Source organism: Prosthecodimorpha hirschii, assembly GCF_001305515.1.
GTDB classification, from domain to species: Bacteria; Pseudomonadota; Alphaproteobacteria; order Rhizobiales; family Ancalomicrobiaceae; genus Prosthecodimorpha; species Prosthecodimorpha hirschii.
In genome coordinates this window covers 4,592,989-4,608,508 of the sequence record NZ_LJYW01000001.1, presented here as the reverse complement: position 1 = coordinate 4,608,508, position 15,520 = coordinate 4,592,989, and the positions used below count along the sequence as shown (strand labels likewise).

The window sequence follows — 15,520 nt, the reverse complement described above, 5'->3', positions numbered from 1 at the left end:
GCGGCCTCACAGCGTCTCGAGGAAGGCCTTGTAGGTCGCCTCGTCCATCAGGTCGCCGGTATCGGTGCCCTGCGGGACGTGCAGCCGGACGAACCAGCCCTCGCCTTCCGGATCCTCGTTGACGAGGGCCGGATTGTCGGTCAGCGCGGCATTGACCTCGAAGACGGTGCCGGCGATCGGGGCATAGACCTCGGAGGCCGCCTTGACGGACTCCACCACCGCCGCTTCCTTGCCCTTGTCGATCGCCTTGCCGGTCTCGGGCAGCTCGACATAGACGACATCGCCCAACTGGGCCTGGGCATACTGGCTGATGCCGATCGTGGCCATGTTGCCGTCGATGCGAATCCACTCATGGTCTTTGGTGTAGAGGGTCATGGGACGGCTCCGTCAGCGCTTGAAGCGGTTGGGGACGAAAGGCAGGGCGGCGACGCGCGCGGCGAGCGGCTTGCCGCGCACGATCAAGGCGAGTTCCGTGCCGGGCATGGCGAAGGCGGGTTCGACGAAGCCCATGGCGACCGGGGCGTTCAGGCTCGGTCCGAAGCCGCCGGAGGTGACGATGCCGACCGGACGGCCGTCCGGGGTCGTGATGGCGGTGCCCTCGCGGGCCGGGGCGCGGCCCTCGGGCAGGAGACCGACGCGGACCCGCTTCGGGCCGTCGGCGATCTCGGCGCGGATGCGCGCGAAACCGGGGAAGCCGCCGCCTTCGCGCCGGCGCTTCTGGATCGACCAGACGAGGCCGGCCTCGACCGGGCTGACCGTCTCGTCGAGTTCGTGGCCGTAGAGGCAGAGGCCGCCTTCGAGCCGCAGGCTGTCGCGCGCGCCGAGCCCGATCGGCTTGACTGAAGGGTCGGCCAGCAGCGCGTCCCAGAGCACGCCGGCGTCGCCCGCCGGCACCGAGATCTCGTAGCCGTCCTCGCCGGTATAGCCCGAACGCGTCACCTCGACGGCGATGCCGGCGAGCGTCGCCGTGCCGACCGCCATGAAGGCCATCCCGGCGGCGCTCGCCGCGCCGAGCCGGACCATGACGGCTTCCGCCTCCGGTCCCTGCAGGGCGAGGAGCGCGCGCTCCGGATAGGTCTCCAGCCGCACATTCCCCGGCAGGCGCGCGGCGATATGGGCATAGTCGACCGACTTGCGCCCGGCATTGACGACGAGACCGAGGCGGCCGTCGTCGGCCGCATCCGGGCCGCGCTGGACCATCAGGTCGTCGATGCAGCCGCCGTCGTCGGTGAGAAGCTGCGAATAGCGCTGGCGGCCGAGACCGAGATTGAGGATGTCGGCGGGGATCAGCGCCTCGAGGGCGGCCGCGGTGGTCGCGTGGTCGGGGCCGATCAGCGCGGCCTGGCCCATATGCGACACGTCGAACAGTCCCGCATGCTCGCGGGTCCATTTGTGCTCGGCGATGATGCCGGCGGGATACTGCACCGGCATCGCGTAGCCGGCGAAGGGCACCATGCGGGCGCCGAGCGCGACATGGCGATCATGCAGGGGCGTGACGAGCGGAAGGGTGGCGAGAGACTCGCGCGAATCGACAGATTGTTCGGTGCTCATTCCAGGGTCCGGACCGGCGCGTTGGGCCGCGCGGCCGCAAGCGGAGCTATGCCGCCGACAACCGTCGCGCCCCCTCTGTCCGATGACCTGAGAGATTTCCCGGCCGGCGCGCGCTCTCCAATCAGCCACGCGTCAGTCGGTTACTCCTTCGGTGAGCCGACGACCGGTTGCCGGCGGCTGCTTTCCAGAGCGTCGCTCGCCCCCCGCGGTCCTCGGGACCTGAGAGTTTCCGGGGCGGTTTCTCCTTCGGTGCCGGTCTTCCGATGCGGACTTCCATCCACGGCGGATTTCCGGGCTCTCCCGCGGGGGCGTGGGCTCAAGCGGGGGTGCCGCTCCAGCCGTCGAGTCGCGTCATGCCCGACGGCCTTGACCTTAGGTCGGAACCGCCGGTGCGTCAATTCGCCATAGGGACGAACTTTTCGGCAGGGCGCCGCCAAGCGCCTGAATTTCAAGCGCGCTTGGGCGGCGACCCCGCATCGGCGGGGCGCGTCCTCCGCCCGGATCGCGCCGAAGCGGCCCGCGGCCGCACGGCGCCGGAGGTCTCCCGGCCGTCGGGCACGCCGGTCCGCAGTCCCGTCGGCTCGCCGGCCCGGCCCTCAGCCCGCCTTCGGCTTCTTGCCCTTCGGGGCCGGCTTTTCCGGCTTGTCGTCGAGGCCGACATAGATGGTCACGCCGGAGGTGATGTTGGCCGGCAGCGTCATCGCCTCGTCGACCGCCGACCACAGCGCCGAATAGTCCGGAGCGCCGACATCGACCGAGACGGTGTTCAGGCGGGAATAGAGCACCTGGTCGCCCTTGACGGCGGCGATCCGGACCGGGACCTGCACCTTGCCGGTGGCGCCCTTCGGCCCGGCGGCGACGCGGCCGGCCGCGCCGACGCGCACCGACATGGTCTCGCCATTGATGTCGCATTCGCGCGCCACGCGCTGGACGCTGATCTGGAAGCGCAGGAAGTCGGCATTGCCCTGCTTGCCGGTCTCGTAGAGCGGCAGCGTCTCGGTGCCGCTGCGGATCTCGACCAGCGGACAGACCGGGCGGGCCTTGATCGCCTCGCCGTCGAGTTCGGCGCCGTCGGTCTTGGTCCCGCTCAGCAGCGTCGTGCCGATCGAGTCCATCGTGCCGCCGCATCCGGCGAGAAGCAGCGCGGTCGCAAGCCCGGCGGCGATAGGCGCGAAACGGATGGGAGTCGACATCGAACCTCTCGCGGGTGGATCAGTCGCCGAGACCTATAGCCCCGCCCGGTGCAGCCGTCACGGGGGTCAGGGCCTCGGAGTTCTTCAGGGCCGCCGGGCGGCCGCGACCCGGCGGGCGCGGCGGGCGGCCCGACGCGGACCCCGCTTGTCCCCAAGGCGTGGCGAAATCGAGGCAGCCTGCCGATCGTGGGCAGCCGACCGTCGATCCCGCCGCCCCCCGGGGTGCGGCCCGGTGCGGTGCCGGACCGGGTGCGCACGCCGCCCGGCACCCTTGACTTGCCGCCCCCGTCTCCCTCTATTCCGCAGAACCAGCGGTCGGGGCGCGTCCGGTCCCGATCGGCCGGGGCGCGCGCGCCCCGAAGGCCGGCCCGCGAATCGAACCACGCTCCGAGACCCATGGCCGACGCGAAACCGCCGCTCACGATCCTGCTCGCCGCGCCGCGCGGCTTCTGCGCCGGCGTCGACCGGGCGATCCAGATCGTCGAACTGGCGCTGGAGCGTTACGGCGCGCCGGTCTATGTGCGCCACGAGATCGTCCACAACCGCTATGTCGTCGACAGCCTGAAACAGAAGGGCGCGGTCTTCGTCGAGGAACTGGACGAGATCCCGGCGACCGGTCAGCCGGTGATCTTCTCCGCCCATGGCGTGCCGAAATCCGTGCCGGCCGACGCCCGGGCGCGCAACCTGTTCCATCTCGACGCCACCTGCCCGCTGGTCACCAAGGTGCATCGCGAGGCCGAGGTGCATCACCGGCGCGGCTTCCACGTCCTGCTGATCGGCCATGCCGGCCATCCGGAGGTGATCGGCACCATGGGACAGCTGCCGGAGGGGGCGGTCACGCTGATCGAGACGATCGCCGACGTGGCCGCGCTGACCCCGCCGCCCGGCCAGCCGCTCGCCTACACCACTCAGACGACCCTTTCGCTCGACGACACCCATGGCATCGTCGAGGCCCTGCAGGCGCGTTTCCCGGACATTCGCGCGCCCCACAAGGAAGACATCTGCTACGCCACCACCAACCGGCAGATGGCGGTCAAGCGGATCGCCCCGGAGGTCGACGGGCTGGTGGTGGTCGGCGCGCCGAACTCATCGAACTCGCAGCGCCTGCGCGAGGTCGCCGAGCGGGCCGGCTGCCCGATCGCGGTCCTGATCCAGCGCGCCACCGAACTCGACTGGACGCGCTTCGCCGGCCTCAGGCGCGTCGGCATCACGGCCGGCGCCTCGGCGCCGGATCTGCTGGTCGACGAGGTCATCGCCGCCTTCGCCGAACGCTACGCCATCACCGTCGAGACGGTGCGCACCGCCGACGAATCGATCACCTTCAACCTGCCGCGCGGCCTGCGGGACACTGCCGACGCACCGTCCGAGACCGGACGCCGCCCGCTTCCCCCCGCGGCCGAGTAGCACCATGGCCGTCTATACCGAAGTTGCCGACGAGGATCTCGCGCGGTTCGTCGCCGCCTACGACATCGGCCGCGTGCTCGCCTGCAAGGGCATCGCGGAAGGCGTCGAGAACTCGAACTTCCTGCTCCACACGGAGCGGGGGTTCTACATCCTGACGCTCTACGAGAAGCGCGTCGATCCGGGCGACCTGCCCTTCTTCCTCGGCTTGATGGAGCATCTCGCCCGGGGTGGCGTGACCTGCCCGCTGCCGGTGCGCAACCGCGCCGGCGCGGCGCTCGGCACGCTCGCCGGCCGGCCGGCGGCGATCATCACCTTCCTGGACGGCGTCTGGGTGCGCCGGCCGACCGCCGAGCATTGCGGCGCGGTCGGCGCGGCGCTCGCCCGCTTCCACCTGGCCGGGGCCGATTTCGCCCTGACGCGCCGCAATGCGCTGACGGTCGATGCCTGGCGTCCCCTCTACGAACGCTCCAAGCCGAAGGCCGACACGGTGTTCGGCGGCCTCGCCGGCGAGATCGAGCGCGAGCTCGATGCGCTCGAGGCCGCCTGGCCGACCGACCTGCCGCGCGGGGTGATCCATGCCGATCTCTTCCCCGACAACGTCTTCTTTCTCGAGGATCGGCTGTCGGGGCTGATCGACTTCTACTTCGCCTGCAATGACTTTCTCGCCTACGATCTGGCCGTGTGCCTGAATTCCTGGTGCTTCGAGACCGACGGCAGCTTCAACCTGACCAAGGGCCGGGCGATGCTGAACGGCTATACCGGCCTGCGCGCGTTGACCGACGCGGAATGCGCCGCCTTGCCGCTGCTCTGCCGCGGCTCGGCCCTGCGCTTCCTGCTGACCCGGCTCTACGACTGGCTGAACGTGCCGCCCGGCGCCCTGGTCCGGCCCAAGGACCCGCTCGAATATCTGCGCAAGCTGCGCTTCCACCGCACGGTCGCGGACCCCTCCGGCTATGGGCTCGAAGCATGAGCGACGCAGATGCGGAGACGGCCGGCCAGGGCGTCGTGATCTACACGGACGGCGCCTGCTCGGGCAATCCGGGTCCCGGCGGCTGGGGCGCCATCCTGCGCTGGAACGGGCGCGAGAAGGAACTGAAGGGCGGCGAGGCCGACACCACCAACAACCGCATGGAGATGATGGCGGCGATCTCGGCGATCGAGGCGCTGCGCCGGCCGTGCCGGATCGACATCTACACGGACTCGGCCTATCTGCGCGGCGGCATCACCGGCTGGATCCACGGCTGGAAGCGCAACGGCTGGAAGACCGCCGACAAGAAGCCGGTCAAGAATGCCGATTTGTGGCAGCGCCTCGACGCCGCGCTCGGCAGCCACGAGATCGTCTGGCACTGGGTCAAGGGCCATGCCGGCCATCCCGAGAACGAGCGCGCCGATGCGCTCGCCCGCGAGGGCATGCAGCCCTTCCTGCCGGCGCGGCGCCGGGCACCGGACGGCGCGCGATGAAACGAAGCGAGATGGCGGCCATGGGCGAGGCCTTGGGGCGGACCGGGCGGCAGCGCGCCCTCCTGGTCGCCAATCCGGCCGCCGGCGGCTACCGGGCGGGCCGCATCGCCGCCGTCGCGCAAGCGCTGCGGGCGCGCGGCATCGAGACCGAGACGCGCCTGACCGCGGCGCCCGGCGATCTGGAGCGCATTGCCGCCGATCCCGCCACGACCGCCGACGTGATCCTGGCGGCGGGTGGCGACGGCACCATCAACGAGGCGGTCGCGGGTCTGCTGGCGCGGCCCGGCACGCGGCCGCATCTGGCGCTGGTCCCGGCCGGCACCGCCAATGTGCTCGCCTACGAACTCGGCCTCTCAGCCCGCCCGGCCCGCATCGCCGCCGCGGTCGCGACCGGCCGCACGGCGCCGCTCCATACCGGGCGGGCCAACGGCCGGGCCTTCATGCTGATGGTCTCGGCCGGCTTCGACGCCGACGTGGTGCACGCGGTCGATCCGGCGGCCAAGCGCCGCTGGAAGCAACTGGCCTTCGTGGCGACCGCGTTCCGGCGCGGCTTCGCCCGGCGCAACCAGCCCGACCTGACGGTCGTCGCCGACGGCCGCGCGATCCGCTGCCGCCTCGCCGTGGTCGCCAAGGCGATCCACTATGGCGGCCCGTTCCGGATCGCGCCCGGCGCGGGCACGACGCGGCCGGGGCTGCATCTGGTCGCGCTCCTGAAGGACGATCCCTGGTCGCTGATTCGCGCCGGCGCGGCGCTGATCCTGGGCCGGCTCGACCGCTCGCCGATCGCCCTGGTGATCCCAGTCACCGAATGCCGCATCGATGCCGCGGCGCCGGTCCCGGTGCAGATCGACGGCGAGGCCTTCGGCTTCACGCCGGTCGCGGTCGAGACCGTGGCGGAGATCCTGCGCGTGGTGGTGCCGGAGGCCGGACCCCGGACGTGAGGGCCGCAGAGGCCGGGCGGCGGCGACGGTCAGCCGGAGTCCGGACCGGGAGCCTGTTCCAATCGGATCGAACAGATCCGACCGAAGTGGACCGGCTCAAGCCATTGAATCGGGAGCATTTGCCTATCGATTGGACGCTTGCATCCAATCGGGAAAATGCTCCAGCGTCATTTGTCGCAGAGATGCGGTAGGCTACACTGAGTGACCATGTCTCGCACGCAGGAAGGCCGCAACCCATGACCGGTCGAGCCATCGCAACCGCCCTGCTGGCCGCTCTTGCCGCCACGCCGGCCCTCGCCGCCTCCAAGACCATCGAGTACGGCACGGGCGCCTGCTCCTACAAGCTGCGCTTCGACCCCGCCAAGGTGAACGAGACCCAGCTGCGCGACACGCTCCGTCTGCTGTTCGATGCCCCGGTCCCCGACCTCTTCGACCAGCCCGATCCGGCCAGACTCCAAAAGCAGATCGCCGCCGCCGAGCAGAGCTGCAAGGCGAAGCTCGACGAGATCGGTCGCCTGAAACTCCTGGCCGTCCCGGGGGTCGAGGCCGCGCGCGACCAGCTTCGCGCAGAGACCGAGCTGTCCTGCCGGATGAGCCTCGCCGAACTGCGCGGCTTCACCGATCCGGCGCAGTTGAACGGCTTCACGACCGAACCGAAATGCACCTTCTATATCGACGCCCTGGCGGGACGGGTGCCGAAGGCCAAGGCGCTGGAAACGCTCTCGGCCGCCTCGTGCGCCGACAATGCCTCGCCGGCCCGCTGCCGCAAGGAATTCGCCGACCGCGCCGGCGACGATACGAAATACCGGATCGATCTCTTGAGCTACGGCTGGCGGAACTGCGTCCTGCATGCGCCGGACCAGCCCGCGTCCGATGGCAACGCAGCCCGCAACGAAATCGGCGAGAAGATCATCGCCCGCTACAAGATCAAGGAATCCTGCGAGGACTGACGGCGGCGCGGGTCGGGCCACAGGTCCGGGCCGAACGCGGCGGCCTGAGCCGCAGCGCAGGGGCACGCCCCCGGCGGGACGCGCGGTCCGGCCGGAGGCATGCGGGATTTGGGCTCAGAGCTGCTGCAGCAGGCGGGCGGCGCCGGAGGCCTCGGCCGTGCCGGGGCTGTCCTCGACATTGAGGGCGGTCACGACGCCGTCCTCGACGATCATCGAGAAGCGCTTGGAGCGCAGGCCCATCACGCCGAGTTCGATCTCGAGACCGAGCTTCTTGGTGAAATCGGCATTGCCGTCGGCGAGGAACAGGATCTTGTCCTTCGCCCCGGTATGGCGCGCCCAGGCGGCCATGACGAACGGATCGTTGACGGCGACCACCGCGATCTCGTCGACGCCCTTGGCCTTGAAGTGATCGAGATTGTCGAGGAAGCCCGGCAGGTGGTTCATCGAGCAGGTCGGCGTGAAGGCGCCCGGCACGCCGAACAGGACGACCTTCCGGCCCTTGAAGATTTCGTCGCTGGTGCGGTCGACCGCGCCCTCGTCGGTCATGATGCGGAACTTGGCTTCGGGCAGCGCCGAGCCGACGGCGATGGTCATGCGGATGGTCCCCCTGATGATGGTCGTCCGCACGCAGGCGGCCGCGGGAAATCACTTAGGGCGCCGCGCCGGTGGCGTCGAGTGCAGAGCGGCGCTGCAGGACGCGCGGGGCCGGTCAATCCAGCCGCCAGGCCTGCTCGACGGCACGGTCCGGCGTCACCACGGTGAACCGCAAGGCGGCCCCCTTCGGCGACGCGCCCGGCGGCAGGCCTTCGAGGGCGACACGCCATCGGGTCCGGCCGCCCTCGCGGTCGAGCCGGACCGGCAGCGGCAGCGCCCAGCCCTCGGGGCCTTCGGCGAACAGATCCTGCTGCTCTTCCGGCCGGTCGCTGACGACGGTCACGACCAGGGTCTCAGGCCCGTTTCCGGTCTTCGGCGCCGCCTCGCGGGCGACCGATGCCACCGCAAGCGGCGCCGTTCCTTCGACGCGCACCGGCACCTGCCGCAGCGCCTCCTCGATCGCCGCGACCTGGCCGGGGGCCGGCCGGGCCTTGGGATCGATCCGCGCCTCCACCTCGACTTCCACCGGCAGGCAGATGTCGCGGCACACGCCGATCATCACCTTGGCGACCAGGCGCGCCGGACGGCCGGGATCGGCCAGGCGGACGGCGAGCGGCAGCACGACCGGCGCGGTATAGCCGACGCTCTGGCCGAGCCCCTCGCCGAAGCGCTCCGGCGCCGGAAAGGCGATCTCGACGCCGGCGATGTTCTGCGAGCCGCCGGTCTCGATGGTCGGCGGAATGCCGGCATCGCCGGGCGAGCGCCAATAGGTCTTCCAGCCCGGCAGCAGGGCGATCTCCAGCCCCATTTGGGCCGCAGCACCTTGAATGGGTCCGGTCAGGAGGCGGATTTCGGCACCGTTCGGCGCCTCGTTTCCGGCCCGCGCCGGCGCGCTGGCGAAGAGCAGGGAAAGGAGTCCGGCCAGGATCGCGGTCTTCATGGATCGGTCTTACGCAATGATCCCGCCCCTGTCGCGGCCCCGCCGCTCATAATCACGTGAGACCGATCGGCGCGGCCCGCGATTGCCGTCGGGACCGGCTCTGCTATTCTTATGGCAAGAGAGGCGCCCGCCGGGAACCGCAACGGGACCGTCGTGCCGGGCGCCGATGCATTCGAGCCGGCCCCGCCTCGGGCGGAGACTTCGGTTCGCGAAACGAGGGTGCAAGCATGGCCTCCGCAAACCGGAGGGAATATCTGGACGGACAGATCCTGATCGCCATGCCGGGCATGGACGACCAGCGGTTCTCCCGCGCCCTGGTCTATTTGTGCGCGCACTCCTCGGAGGGCGCGATGGGCATCATCCTCAATCAGCTCGCCCCGCCGCCGGTCAATTTCGGCGAACTCCTCGTGCAGCTCGACGTGATTCCCGCGGCCGACCAGATCCGGCTGCCGGCCCTCGCACGACGCATGCGCGTGCATCACGGCGGCCCGGTCGAGTCCGGCCGCGGCTTCGTCCTGCATTCGGCCGACTACTTCATCGAGAATGCGACCCTGACGATCGACGACGCCGTTTCGCTGACCACGACGCTCGAGATCCTGAAGGCCATCGCGGAAGGCCGAGGACCGTCGGACGCCATGCTGGCGCTCGGCTATGCCGGGTGGCAGCCCGGCCAGCTGGAGACCGAGATCCAATCCAATGTCTGGCTGAACTGCGAGGCCGATGCCGACCTGATCTTCGATCTCGATCTGGAAACCAAATACGACCGCGCCCTGCGCAAGATCGGCATCAATATCGGCATGCTGTCGCGCGAAGCCGGCCACGCCTGAGGCGGCGATCGGGCCGGACCGTCCGGGTCCGTGCCACAGATCGGGCGTGCCCGGCAGCCGATCGGAGGCCTTTCGCTCAGAAGAGCGTCGCCCGGTAGCGCTCCAGCATCTCGGCCTGGGTTTCGGCCGTGGCGAGGCCGATCTGGTCGCGCATCATCTCGCCCATGGACGGCAGCGTCGACCGGTCGATCTGGACCGCCGGGTCCCACAGGCGCGAGCGCATCAGCGCCTTGGCGCAATGCAGATAGGCTTCGCGCACGGCGACGCGCAGCACCGTCTTCGGAAGTTTGCCGGCGATCGCGAAACGGGCGGTCAGGTCCGCATCGTCGAGGATCTCCGCCGTGCCGTTGACCCGCAACGTCTCGTCCATGCCGGGGATCAGGAACAGGAGCCCGATCCCGGGATGGGCCAGGATGTTGGTCAGGCTGTCGAGCCGGTTGTTGCCGGGCCGGTCCGGGATCAGCAGCGTCCGATCGTCCTCGACCGTCACGAAGCCCGGCGCGTCGCCGCGCGGCGTCACGTCGCCGAGCCCGTCCGGCCCGGTCGTCGCCAGAACCATGAACGGCGACAGGCCGATCAGCCGGCGGCAATGCGCGTCGAGCCGGTCGAGCTGCTTCTTCGCGCTGCGCTCGCGGGTCGGCCCATACAGGGCGCGCAGGCTGTCGACGGAGGTGATGCGGGCCATGGCGATCCCTGAAGGTTCGGACGGATGCGGCAGCGGCCGGAGCCGCGCCGGACGAGGGCGGCCATCCAAGCCCGTTCCGGCGCAGGCGTCGATCCGCCTCGCCTGCAGATCAGGGCAGCGATTCGAAGCCCGGACCGAAGCCGGCGAGGCTGATCGGGATGCCGATGCCCTCCTCCGGGGTCTGGAAGACGATGAAGGTCGCCTGCTTGCCGGTGCGCAACTGCTCGACCAGCTTGTCGTCCATCAGCACCTCTGCGATGCAGCCGTTCGGCAGGCAGCGGACGAAGGCGGTGCGGCCGACATCGACCTGATCGACCTTGAGGCCGAGCCCGGACGGCAGCAGGACGCCGAGCGGGGCCAGGACGCGCAGGATGCGCGACTTCTTGTCGGCCGTCTTCAGCACGATCACCGACAGGCCCACATTCGGCCGGTCCTCGGCGGTCACGTTCTGGATCAGGGCGCATTGCTCGGCCTTGGCGCCGGGCGGGGTATCGCAGCGGATCTGCCAGTCGCCATGCTGACCCTTGACGGCGCCCTGGGCGGCGGCCGGCGCGCCCCAGCCGGCGGCCCCGAGCATCAGCGCGGCGACGGCAAGCGCGCGGCGCATCGGCGCGGTCCGGGCGGATCGGCCAGAGACGTTCGACCGAACTTCGATCACGGAATTCCCTCCACTCTTGCCGGCATCCCGGGATGCCGCGCCGCATCCCGGCGGTCCGGTCGATCCGGTGCCTTCCGATGCCGCCGATTCTTGCGGCGTCGCACAGCCGTCCGCGCCGAAGATTCGCAATGGTCGCCAAATTGCCTCAGTGCGCCGGGCTTGGCCAGATTGCGAATGGCAGGCCCTTTCACTAGGTACTTTCGACTAGGGACATTCCCGGATTCCGCGGTGCGGCGTACGGGAAACTGGCTACGGACCAAGGCTTTTTCGTGAGGCGGCGCCGGACGCTACGGTGTCTGAAGCAAAAATGCCGCACGATTACGCCGGTCGACCCGTTGCGGGGCGGGGCTGGCTGTGCTTTTGGTTTTCGTGCCTTGATCTCGATCAAACCGGCATCGACAAAATGACGCAGTGCAACCGAATTTGCGCCGCATCGCACCGTCGACCGGAGGCCGCCGGAGAGCCCCGGCGGCGCGGGGTCGGTACGGGGTGATCCCGAAGGCGGGCGGGCAGGCTCAAGGAGAGCGCAAGGCCGGACAGAACCGGGCTTGCCGCACGAGCCGAACGACAGAACAGGAATTCGACCGCCGGAAGGCTGGTCAAGGGCAAGGAGCTGAGACGTGATCCGACATGTGATGCGGCAGAGCGCATGGACCCTGGCCGTGATGGCCGGCCTCGCGATCGCGGCGATCTTCGGTACCGGGGCGGCGCTGGCGGCGCAGCCGGTGCCGTGGCAGATGGGGCTGCAGCCCGCCGCCACGGACGTCCACGCCGATATTCGCGCCTTCGAGAGCTTCACCCTGGTGATCATCACCGTGATCACGCTCTTCGTGCTGGCGCTGCTGATCTACGTGATGGTCAAGTTCAACGCCAAGGCCAACCCGGTCCCGTCGAAGACCTCGCACAACACGCTGATCGAGGTCGTCTGGACGGTCGCGCCGGTCATGATCCTGGTCCTGATCGCGATCCCGTCCTTCCGGCTGCTCTACAAGGAGCTGATCATTCCGCCGGTCGACATCACCGTGAAGGCGACCGGATACCAGTGGTACTGGGGTTACGAGTATCCCGACCTCAAGGACGCCAAGAACAAGCCGGTCTCGTTCGATTCGGTCATGCTCGGCGATGCCGACCGCAAGGATCCGGTCAAGCAGCCGCGCCTGCTCGCGGTCGACAACAATCTGGTCGTTCCGGTCGGCAAGGTCGTCCGCGTCCAGGTCACCGCCGCCGACGTGATCCATGCCCTCGCGGTGCCGGCCTTCGGCATCAAGATCGACGGCTATCCGGGCCGCCTCAACGAGACGTGGTTCAAGGCCAACCATACCGGCATGTTCTACGGCCAGTGCTCGGAACTGTGCGGCAAGGACCACTCCGCGATGCCGATCGCCGTCCAGGTCGTGACCGAGGAGCAGTATGCCGCCTGGTCGACGGCCGCGCAGAAGAGCCTCTCGGACGCCAACAAGGTTCTGGCGGCCATGATCGAGGCTGACGAGAAGACCACCGCGGTGGCTCAGCGCTGAGCCGGCATCGATAACGGGACGAGGACGGCGGCGCCGAAGCAGCGGACGCCCCGTGCGAAGAGGATCAAGGAGCGAACCAATGGCTCATGCAGCCGCGGACGCGGGCCACCACGATCACCCGACCGGGTGGCGCCGCTATCTCTACTCGACGAACCACAAGGATATCGGGACCCTGTACCTGATCTTCGCCATGATCGCAGGCGTGATCGGTCTCTCCCTGTCCGTGGCGATCCGCATGGAATTGCAGTCGCCGCATATCCAGATCTTCTCCGATCCGCACACCTTCAACGTGTTCACGACCGCCCACGGCCTGATCATGATCTTCTTCATGGTCATGCCGGCGATGATCGGCGGCTACGCGAACTGGTTCGTCCCGATCATGATCGGCGCCCCCGACATGGCCTTCCCGCGGATGAACAACATCTCGTTCTGGCTGCTTCCGCCGGCCTTCCTGCTCCTCGTCCTCAGCATGTTCGTCGAGGGCCCGGCCGGCAGCAACGGCGTCGGCGGCGGCTGGACGATCTATCCGCCGCTCTCGACCTCCGGCCAGCCCGGCCCGGCGATGGATTTCGCGATCCTCTCGCTGCACATCGCCGGCGCCTCGTCGATCCTCGGCGCGATCAACTTCATCACCACGATCTTCAACATGCGCGCCCCGGGCATGACGCTGCACAAGATGCCGCTGTTCGCCTGGTCGGTGCTGATCACCGCCTTCCTGCTGCTCCTGTCGCTCCCGGTGCTGGCCGGCGGCATCACCATGCTGCTGACCGACCGCAACTTCGGCACGACCTTCTTCGATCCGCAGGGCGGCGGCGACCCGATCCTGTTCCAGCATCTGTTCTGGTTCTTCGGGCATCCGGAAGTCTACATCCTGATCCTGCCGGGCTTCGGCATCGTCAGCCACATCGTGTCGACCTTCTCGCGCAAGCCCGTCTTCGGCTATCTCGGCATGGCCTACGCCATGGTGGCGATCGGCGCCGTCGGCTTCGTCGTGTGGGCGCACCACATGTACACGGTCGGCCTGTCGGTCGACACGCAGGCCTATTTCGTGGCGGCCACCATGGTCATCGCGGTGCCGACCGGCGTGAAGATCTTCTCGTGGATCGCCACCATGTGGGGCGGGTCGATCGAGTTCCGCGTGCCCATGCTGTGGGCCGTCGGCTTCATCTTCCTGTTCACCGTCGGCGGCGTCACCGGCGTGCAGCTGGCCAATGCCGGCCTCGACCGCGCCCTGCACGACACCTACTACGTCGTCGCCCACTTCCACTACGTGCTGTCGCTCGGCGCCGTCTTCGCCATCTTCGCGGCCTGGTACTACTGGTTCCCGAAGATCAGCGGCTACATGATGAGCGAGTCCATCGGCAAGGCGCACTTCTGGCTCACCTTCGTCGGCGTCAACCTCGTCTTCTTCCCGCAGCACTTCCTGGGCCTCGCGGGCATGCCGCGCCGCTACGTCGACTATCCGGATGCCTTCGCGGGCTGGAACATGGTGTCGTCGATCGGCTCCTACATCTCCGCCTTCGGCACGCTGGTGTTCTTCTTCGGCATCTTCGAGGCCTTCTCGAAGAAGCGCGTCGCCGGCAACAACCCCTGGGGCGTCGGCGCCACCACGCTGGAATGGACGCTGACCTCGCCGCCTCCGTTCCATCAGTTCGAGACGCTGCCCCGCATCAAGGGCGACGCCCACTGAGACCGAACCGGCCGGCCGGGTCCTCGCGGCCCGGCCGGCCCGCCGCACCGGCGCGCCCCGCAGCCCAATCGGCGCGGCGCCCTGAAGATCGGATCGAATCCCGGCCGGCCATCGGGTCGAGGCCAGGCTGGAGGGATCGGGAATGACCGACTGGTCGAGCACGTCGCAGGAAGCCCCGGGCTTCGCCCCGGTCGCCATCGCATCGATATCGATGGCGGGGCCGCACGACTATTTCGAGCTGATGAAGCCGCGGGTCATGTCGCTCGTGGTGTTCACCGCCCTGGTCGGCATGGTGCTGGCCCCCGGCGGCCTGCATCCGGTGCTCGCCGCCATCTCGCTTCTGTGCATCGCGGTCGGCGCCGGTGCGTCCGGCGCGCTGAACATGTGGTACGACGCCGATATCGACCGTCTGATGTCGCGCACCCGCGGCCGGCCGGTGCCGTCCGGCCGGGTCACCGCCGAGGAGGCGCTGGCCTTCGGCGCCACCATGTCGGTCTTCTCGGTGCTGGTGCTCGCCGTGACGGCCAATTTCCTGGCCGCCGGCCTGCTCGCCTTCACCATCCTCTTCTATGTCGTCGTCTACACGATGTGGCTGAAACGCTCGACGCCGCAGAACATCGTGATCGGCGGCGCTGCCGGCGCCTTCCCGCCCATGGTCGGCTGGGCCGCGATGACCGGCTCGATCTCGATCGAATCGATCGTGCTGTTCCTGATCATCTTCATGTGGACGCCGCCCCATTTCTGGGCGCTGGCGCTGCTGAAGTCGAACGACTACGCCACGGCCGGCGTGCCGATGCTGCCGGTCGTCGCCGGCGAGACCGCGACCCGCCACCAGATCCTGATCTATGCCGTGCTGATGGCGCTGGTCGGCGTGGCGCCGGCGGTGCTCGGTTTCGGCGGCCTCGCCTATGCGCTCGTCTCGAGCGCGAGCGGCCTGGTTTTCGTCTGGCTGGCGGCCCGTGTCTGGCGCATCCGCGAAGGGGCCCCGGCGCGCAAGGCGGCCGGCCGTCTGTTCGCCTTCTCGATCCTGTATCTGTTCCTGCTCTATGCGGTGCTCCTGGTCGAACGCATCGCCGGCGCGATCATCGGCTAGACGGCGGGAGCGGAAC

Annotated in this window: 16 protein-coding genes and 1 riboswitch; of the genes, 9 read left to right on the top strand and 7 right to left on the bottom strand. The window is 69.3% G+C overall.

All coding sequences use genetic code 11. The features are described from left to right. Positions 1 to 6: 6 nt before the first annotated feature. The 3 genes from gcvH to ABB55_RS20265 all read right to left on the bottom strand — a co-directional run bounded on the left by gcvH (position 7) and on the right by ABB55_RS20265 (position 2,744). Complete coding sequence (gcvH, locus tag ABB55_RS20275; protein ID WP_054360431.1) at positions 7 to 375, bottom strand: glycine cleavage system protein GcvH; 369 nt, start codon at positions 373 to 375, stop codon at positions 7 to 9. Between the two features lie 12 nt (positions 376 to 387). Beyond that, positions 388 to 1,551, bottom strand: coding sequence for a glycine cleavage system aminomethyltransferase GcvT (gene gcvT / locus ABB55_RS20270; RefSeq protein WP_054360430.1), 1,164 nt, complete (start codon positions 1,549 to 1,551; stop codon positions 388 to 390). Between the two features lie 196 nt (positions 1,552 to 1,747). Beyond that, positions 1,748 to 1,864, bottom strand: a riboswitch (glycine riboswitch). Between the two features lie 283 nt (positions 1,865 to 2,147). Further along, the gene (locus tag ABB55_RS20265; RefSeq protein WP_054360429.1) at positions 2,148 to 2,744 is read right to left on the bottom strand and encodes a hypothetical protein; all 597 of its coding nucleotides are present in this window, start codon (positions 2,742 to 2,744) and stop codon (positions 2,148 to 2,150) included. A 396-nt stretch (positions 2,745 to 3,140) separates the two neighbouring features. Here ABB55_RS20265 and ispH point away from each other — a divergent pair, with 396 nt between their 5' ends. The 5 genes from ispH (at position 3,141) to ABB55_RS20240 (ending at position 7,500) form a co-directional block, all read left to right on the top strand. Next, on the top strand, positions 3,141 to 4,148 hold the full coding sequence (ispH, locus tag ABB55_RS20260; protein ID WP_054360428.1) for a 4-hydroxy-3-methylbut-2-enyl diphosphate reductase: 1,008 nt from the start codon (positions 3,141 to 3,143) through the stop codon (positions 4,146 to 4,148). 4 nt (positions 4,149 to 4,152) lie between these two features. Continuing rightward, the gene (locus ABB55_RS20255; RefSeq protein WP_054360427.1) at positions 4,153 to 5,118 is read left to right on the top strand and encodes a homoserine kinase; all 966 of its coding nucleotides are present in this window, start codon (positions 4,153 to 4,155) and stop codon (positions 5,116 to 5,118) included. Beyond that, on the top strand, positions 5,115 to 5,609 hold the full coding sequence (gene rnhA / locus ABB55_RS20250) for a ribonuclease HI (RefSeq protein ID WP_054360426.1): 495 nt from the start codon (positions 5,115 to 5,117) through the stop codon (positions 5,607 to 5,609). Before ABB55_RS20255 ends, rnhA begins: the two co-directional genes overlap by 4 nt. Further along, positions 5,606 to 6,550 (top strand): diacylglycerol/lipid kinase family protein, encoded by a 945-nt coding sequence (locus tag ABB55_RS20245; RefSeq protein WP_083463791.1) that lies wholly within the window; start codon positions 5,606 to 5,608, stop codon positions 6,548 to 6,550. Before rnhA ends, ABB55_RS20245 begins: the two co-directional genes overlap by 4 nt. A 236-nt stretch (positions 6,551 to 6,786) precedes the next feature. Beyond that, on the top strand, positions 6,787 to 7,500 hold the full coding sequence (locus ABB55_RS20240) for a hypothetical protein (protein ID WP_054360424.1): 714 nt from the start codon (positions 6,787 to 6,789) through the stop codon (positions 7,498 to 7,500). Positions 7,501 to 7,614: 114 nt separating this feature from the next. On the opposite strand, the gene ABB55_RS20235 is transcribed toward ABB55_RS20240, so the two are convergent. Next, on the bottom strand, positions 7,615 to 8,094 hold the full coding sequence (locus ABB55_RS20235; protein WP_054360423.1) for a peroxiredoxin: 480 nt from the start codon (positions 8,092 to 8,094) through the stop codon (positions 7,615 to 7,617). A 115-nt stretch (positions 8,095 to 8,209) separates the two neighbouring features. Beyond that, positions 8,210 to 9,034, bottom strand: a complete 825-nt coding sequence (locus ABB55_RS20230) for a protein-disulfide reductase DsbD domain-containing protein (RefSeq protein WP_054360422.1) — start codon at positions 9,032 to 9,034, stop codon at positions 8,210 to 8,212. Positions 9,035 to 9,261: 227 nt separating this feature from the next. Between ABB55_RS20230 and ABB55_RS20225 the strand changes: the two genes are divergently transcribed. Next, complete coding sequence (locus ABB55_RS20225; protein ID WP_054360421.1) at positions 9,262 to 9,861, top strand: YqgE/AlgH family protein; 600 nt, start codon at positions 9,262 to 9,264, stop codon at positions 9,859 to 9,861. A gap of 76 nt (positions 9,862 to 9,937) precedes the next feature. On the opposite strand, the gene ABB55_RS20220 is transcribed toward ABB55_RS20225, so the two are convergent. After that, positions 9,938 to 10,546: a pyridoxamine 5'-phosphate oxidase family protein gene (locus tag ABB55_RS20220; RefSeq protein WP_054360420.1), complete on the bottom strand. Its 609-nt coding sequence runs from the start codon at positions 10,544 to 10,546 to the stop codon at positions 9,938 to 9,940. A 109-nt stretch (positions 10,547 to 10,655) separates the two neighbouring features. After that, positions 10,656 to 11,153, bottom strand: coding sequence for an invasion associated locus B family protein (locus ABB55_RS20215; RefSeq protein ID WP_054360419.1), 498 nt, complete (start codon positions 11,151 to 11,153; stop codon positions 10,656 to 10,658). Between the two features lie 686 nt (positions 11,154 to 11,839). Here ABB55_RS20215 and coxB point away from each other — a divergent pair. The 3 genes from coxB (at position 11,840) to ABB55_RS20200 (ending at position 15,504) form a co-directional block, all read left to right on the top strand. Then, positions 11,840 to 12,721: a cytochrome c oxidase subunit II gene (coxB, locus tag ABB55_RS20210; protein ID WP_054360418.1), complete on the top strand. Its 882-nt coding sequence runs from the start codon at positions 11,840 to 11,842 to the stop codon at positions 12,719 to 12,721. Positions 12,722 to 12,800: 79 nt separating this feature from the next. After that, positions 12,801 to 14,411 (top strand): cytochrome c oxidase subunit I, encoded by a 1,611-nt coding sequence (ctaD, locus tag ABB55_RS20205; RefSeq protein ID WP_054360417.1) that lies wholly within the window; start codon positions 12,801 to 12,803, stop codon positions 14,409 to 14,411. 142 nt (positions 14,412 to 14,553) lie between these two features. Next, entirely contained in the window at positions 14,554 to 15,504 is a 951-nt protein-coding gene (locus ABB55_RS20200; protein WP_054360416.1) for a heme o synthase, read from the top strand. Positions 15,505 to 15,520: the final 16 nt, after the last annotated feature.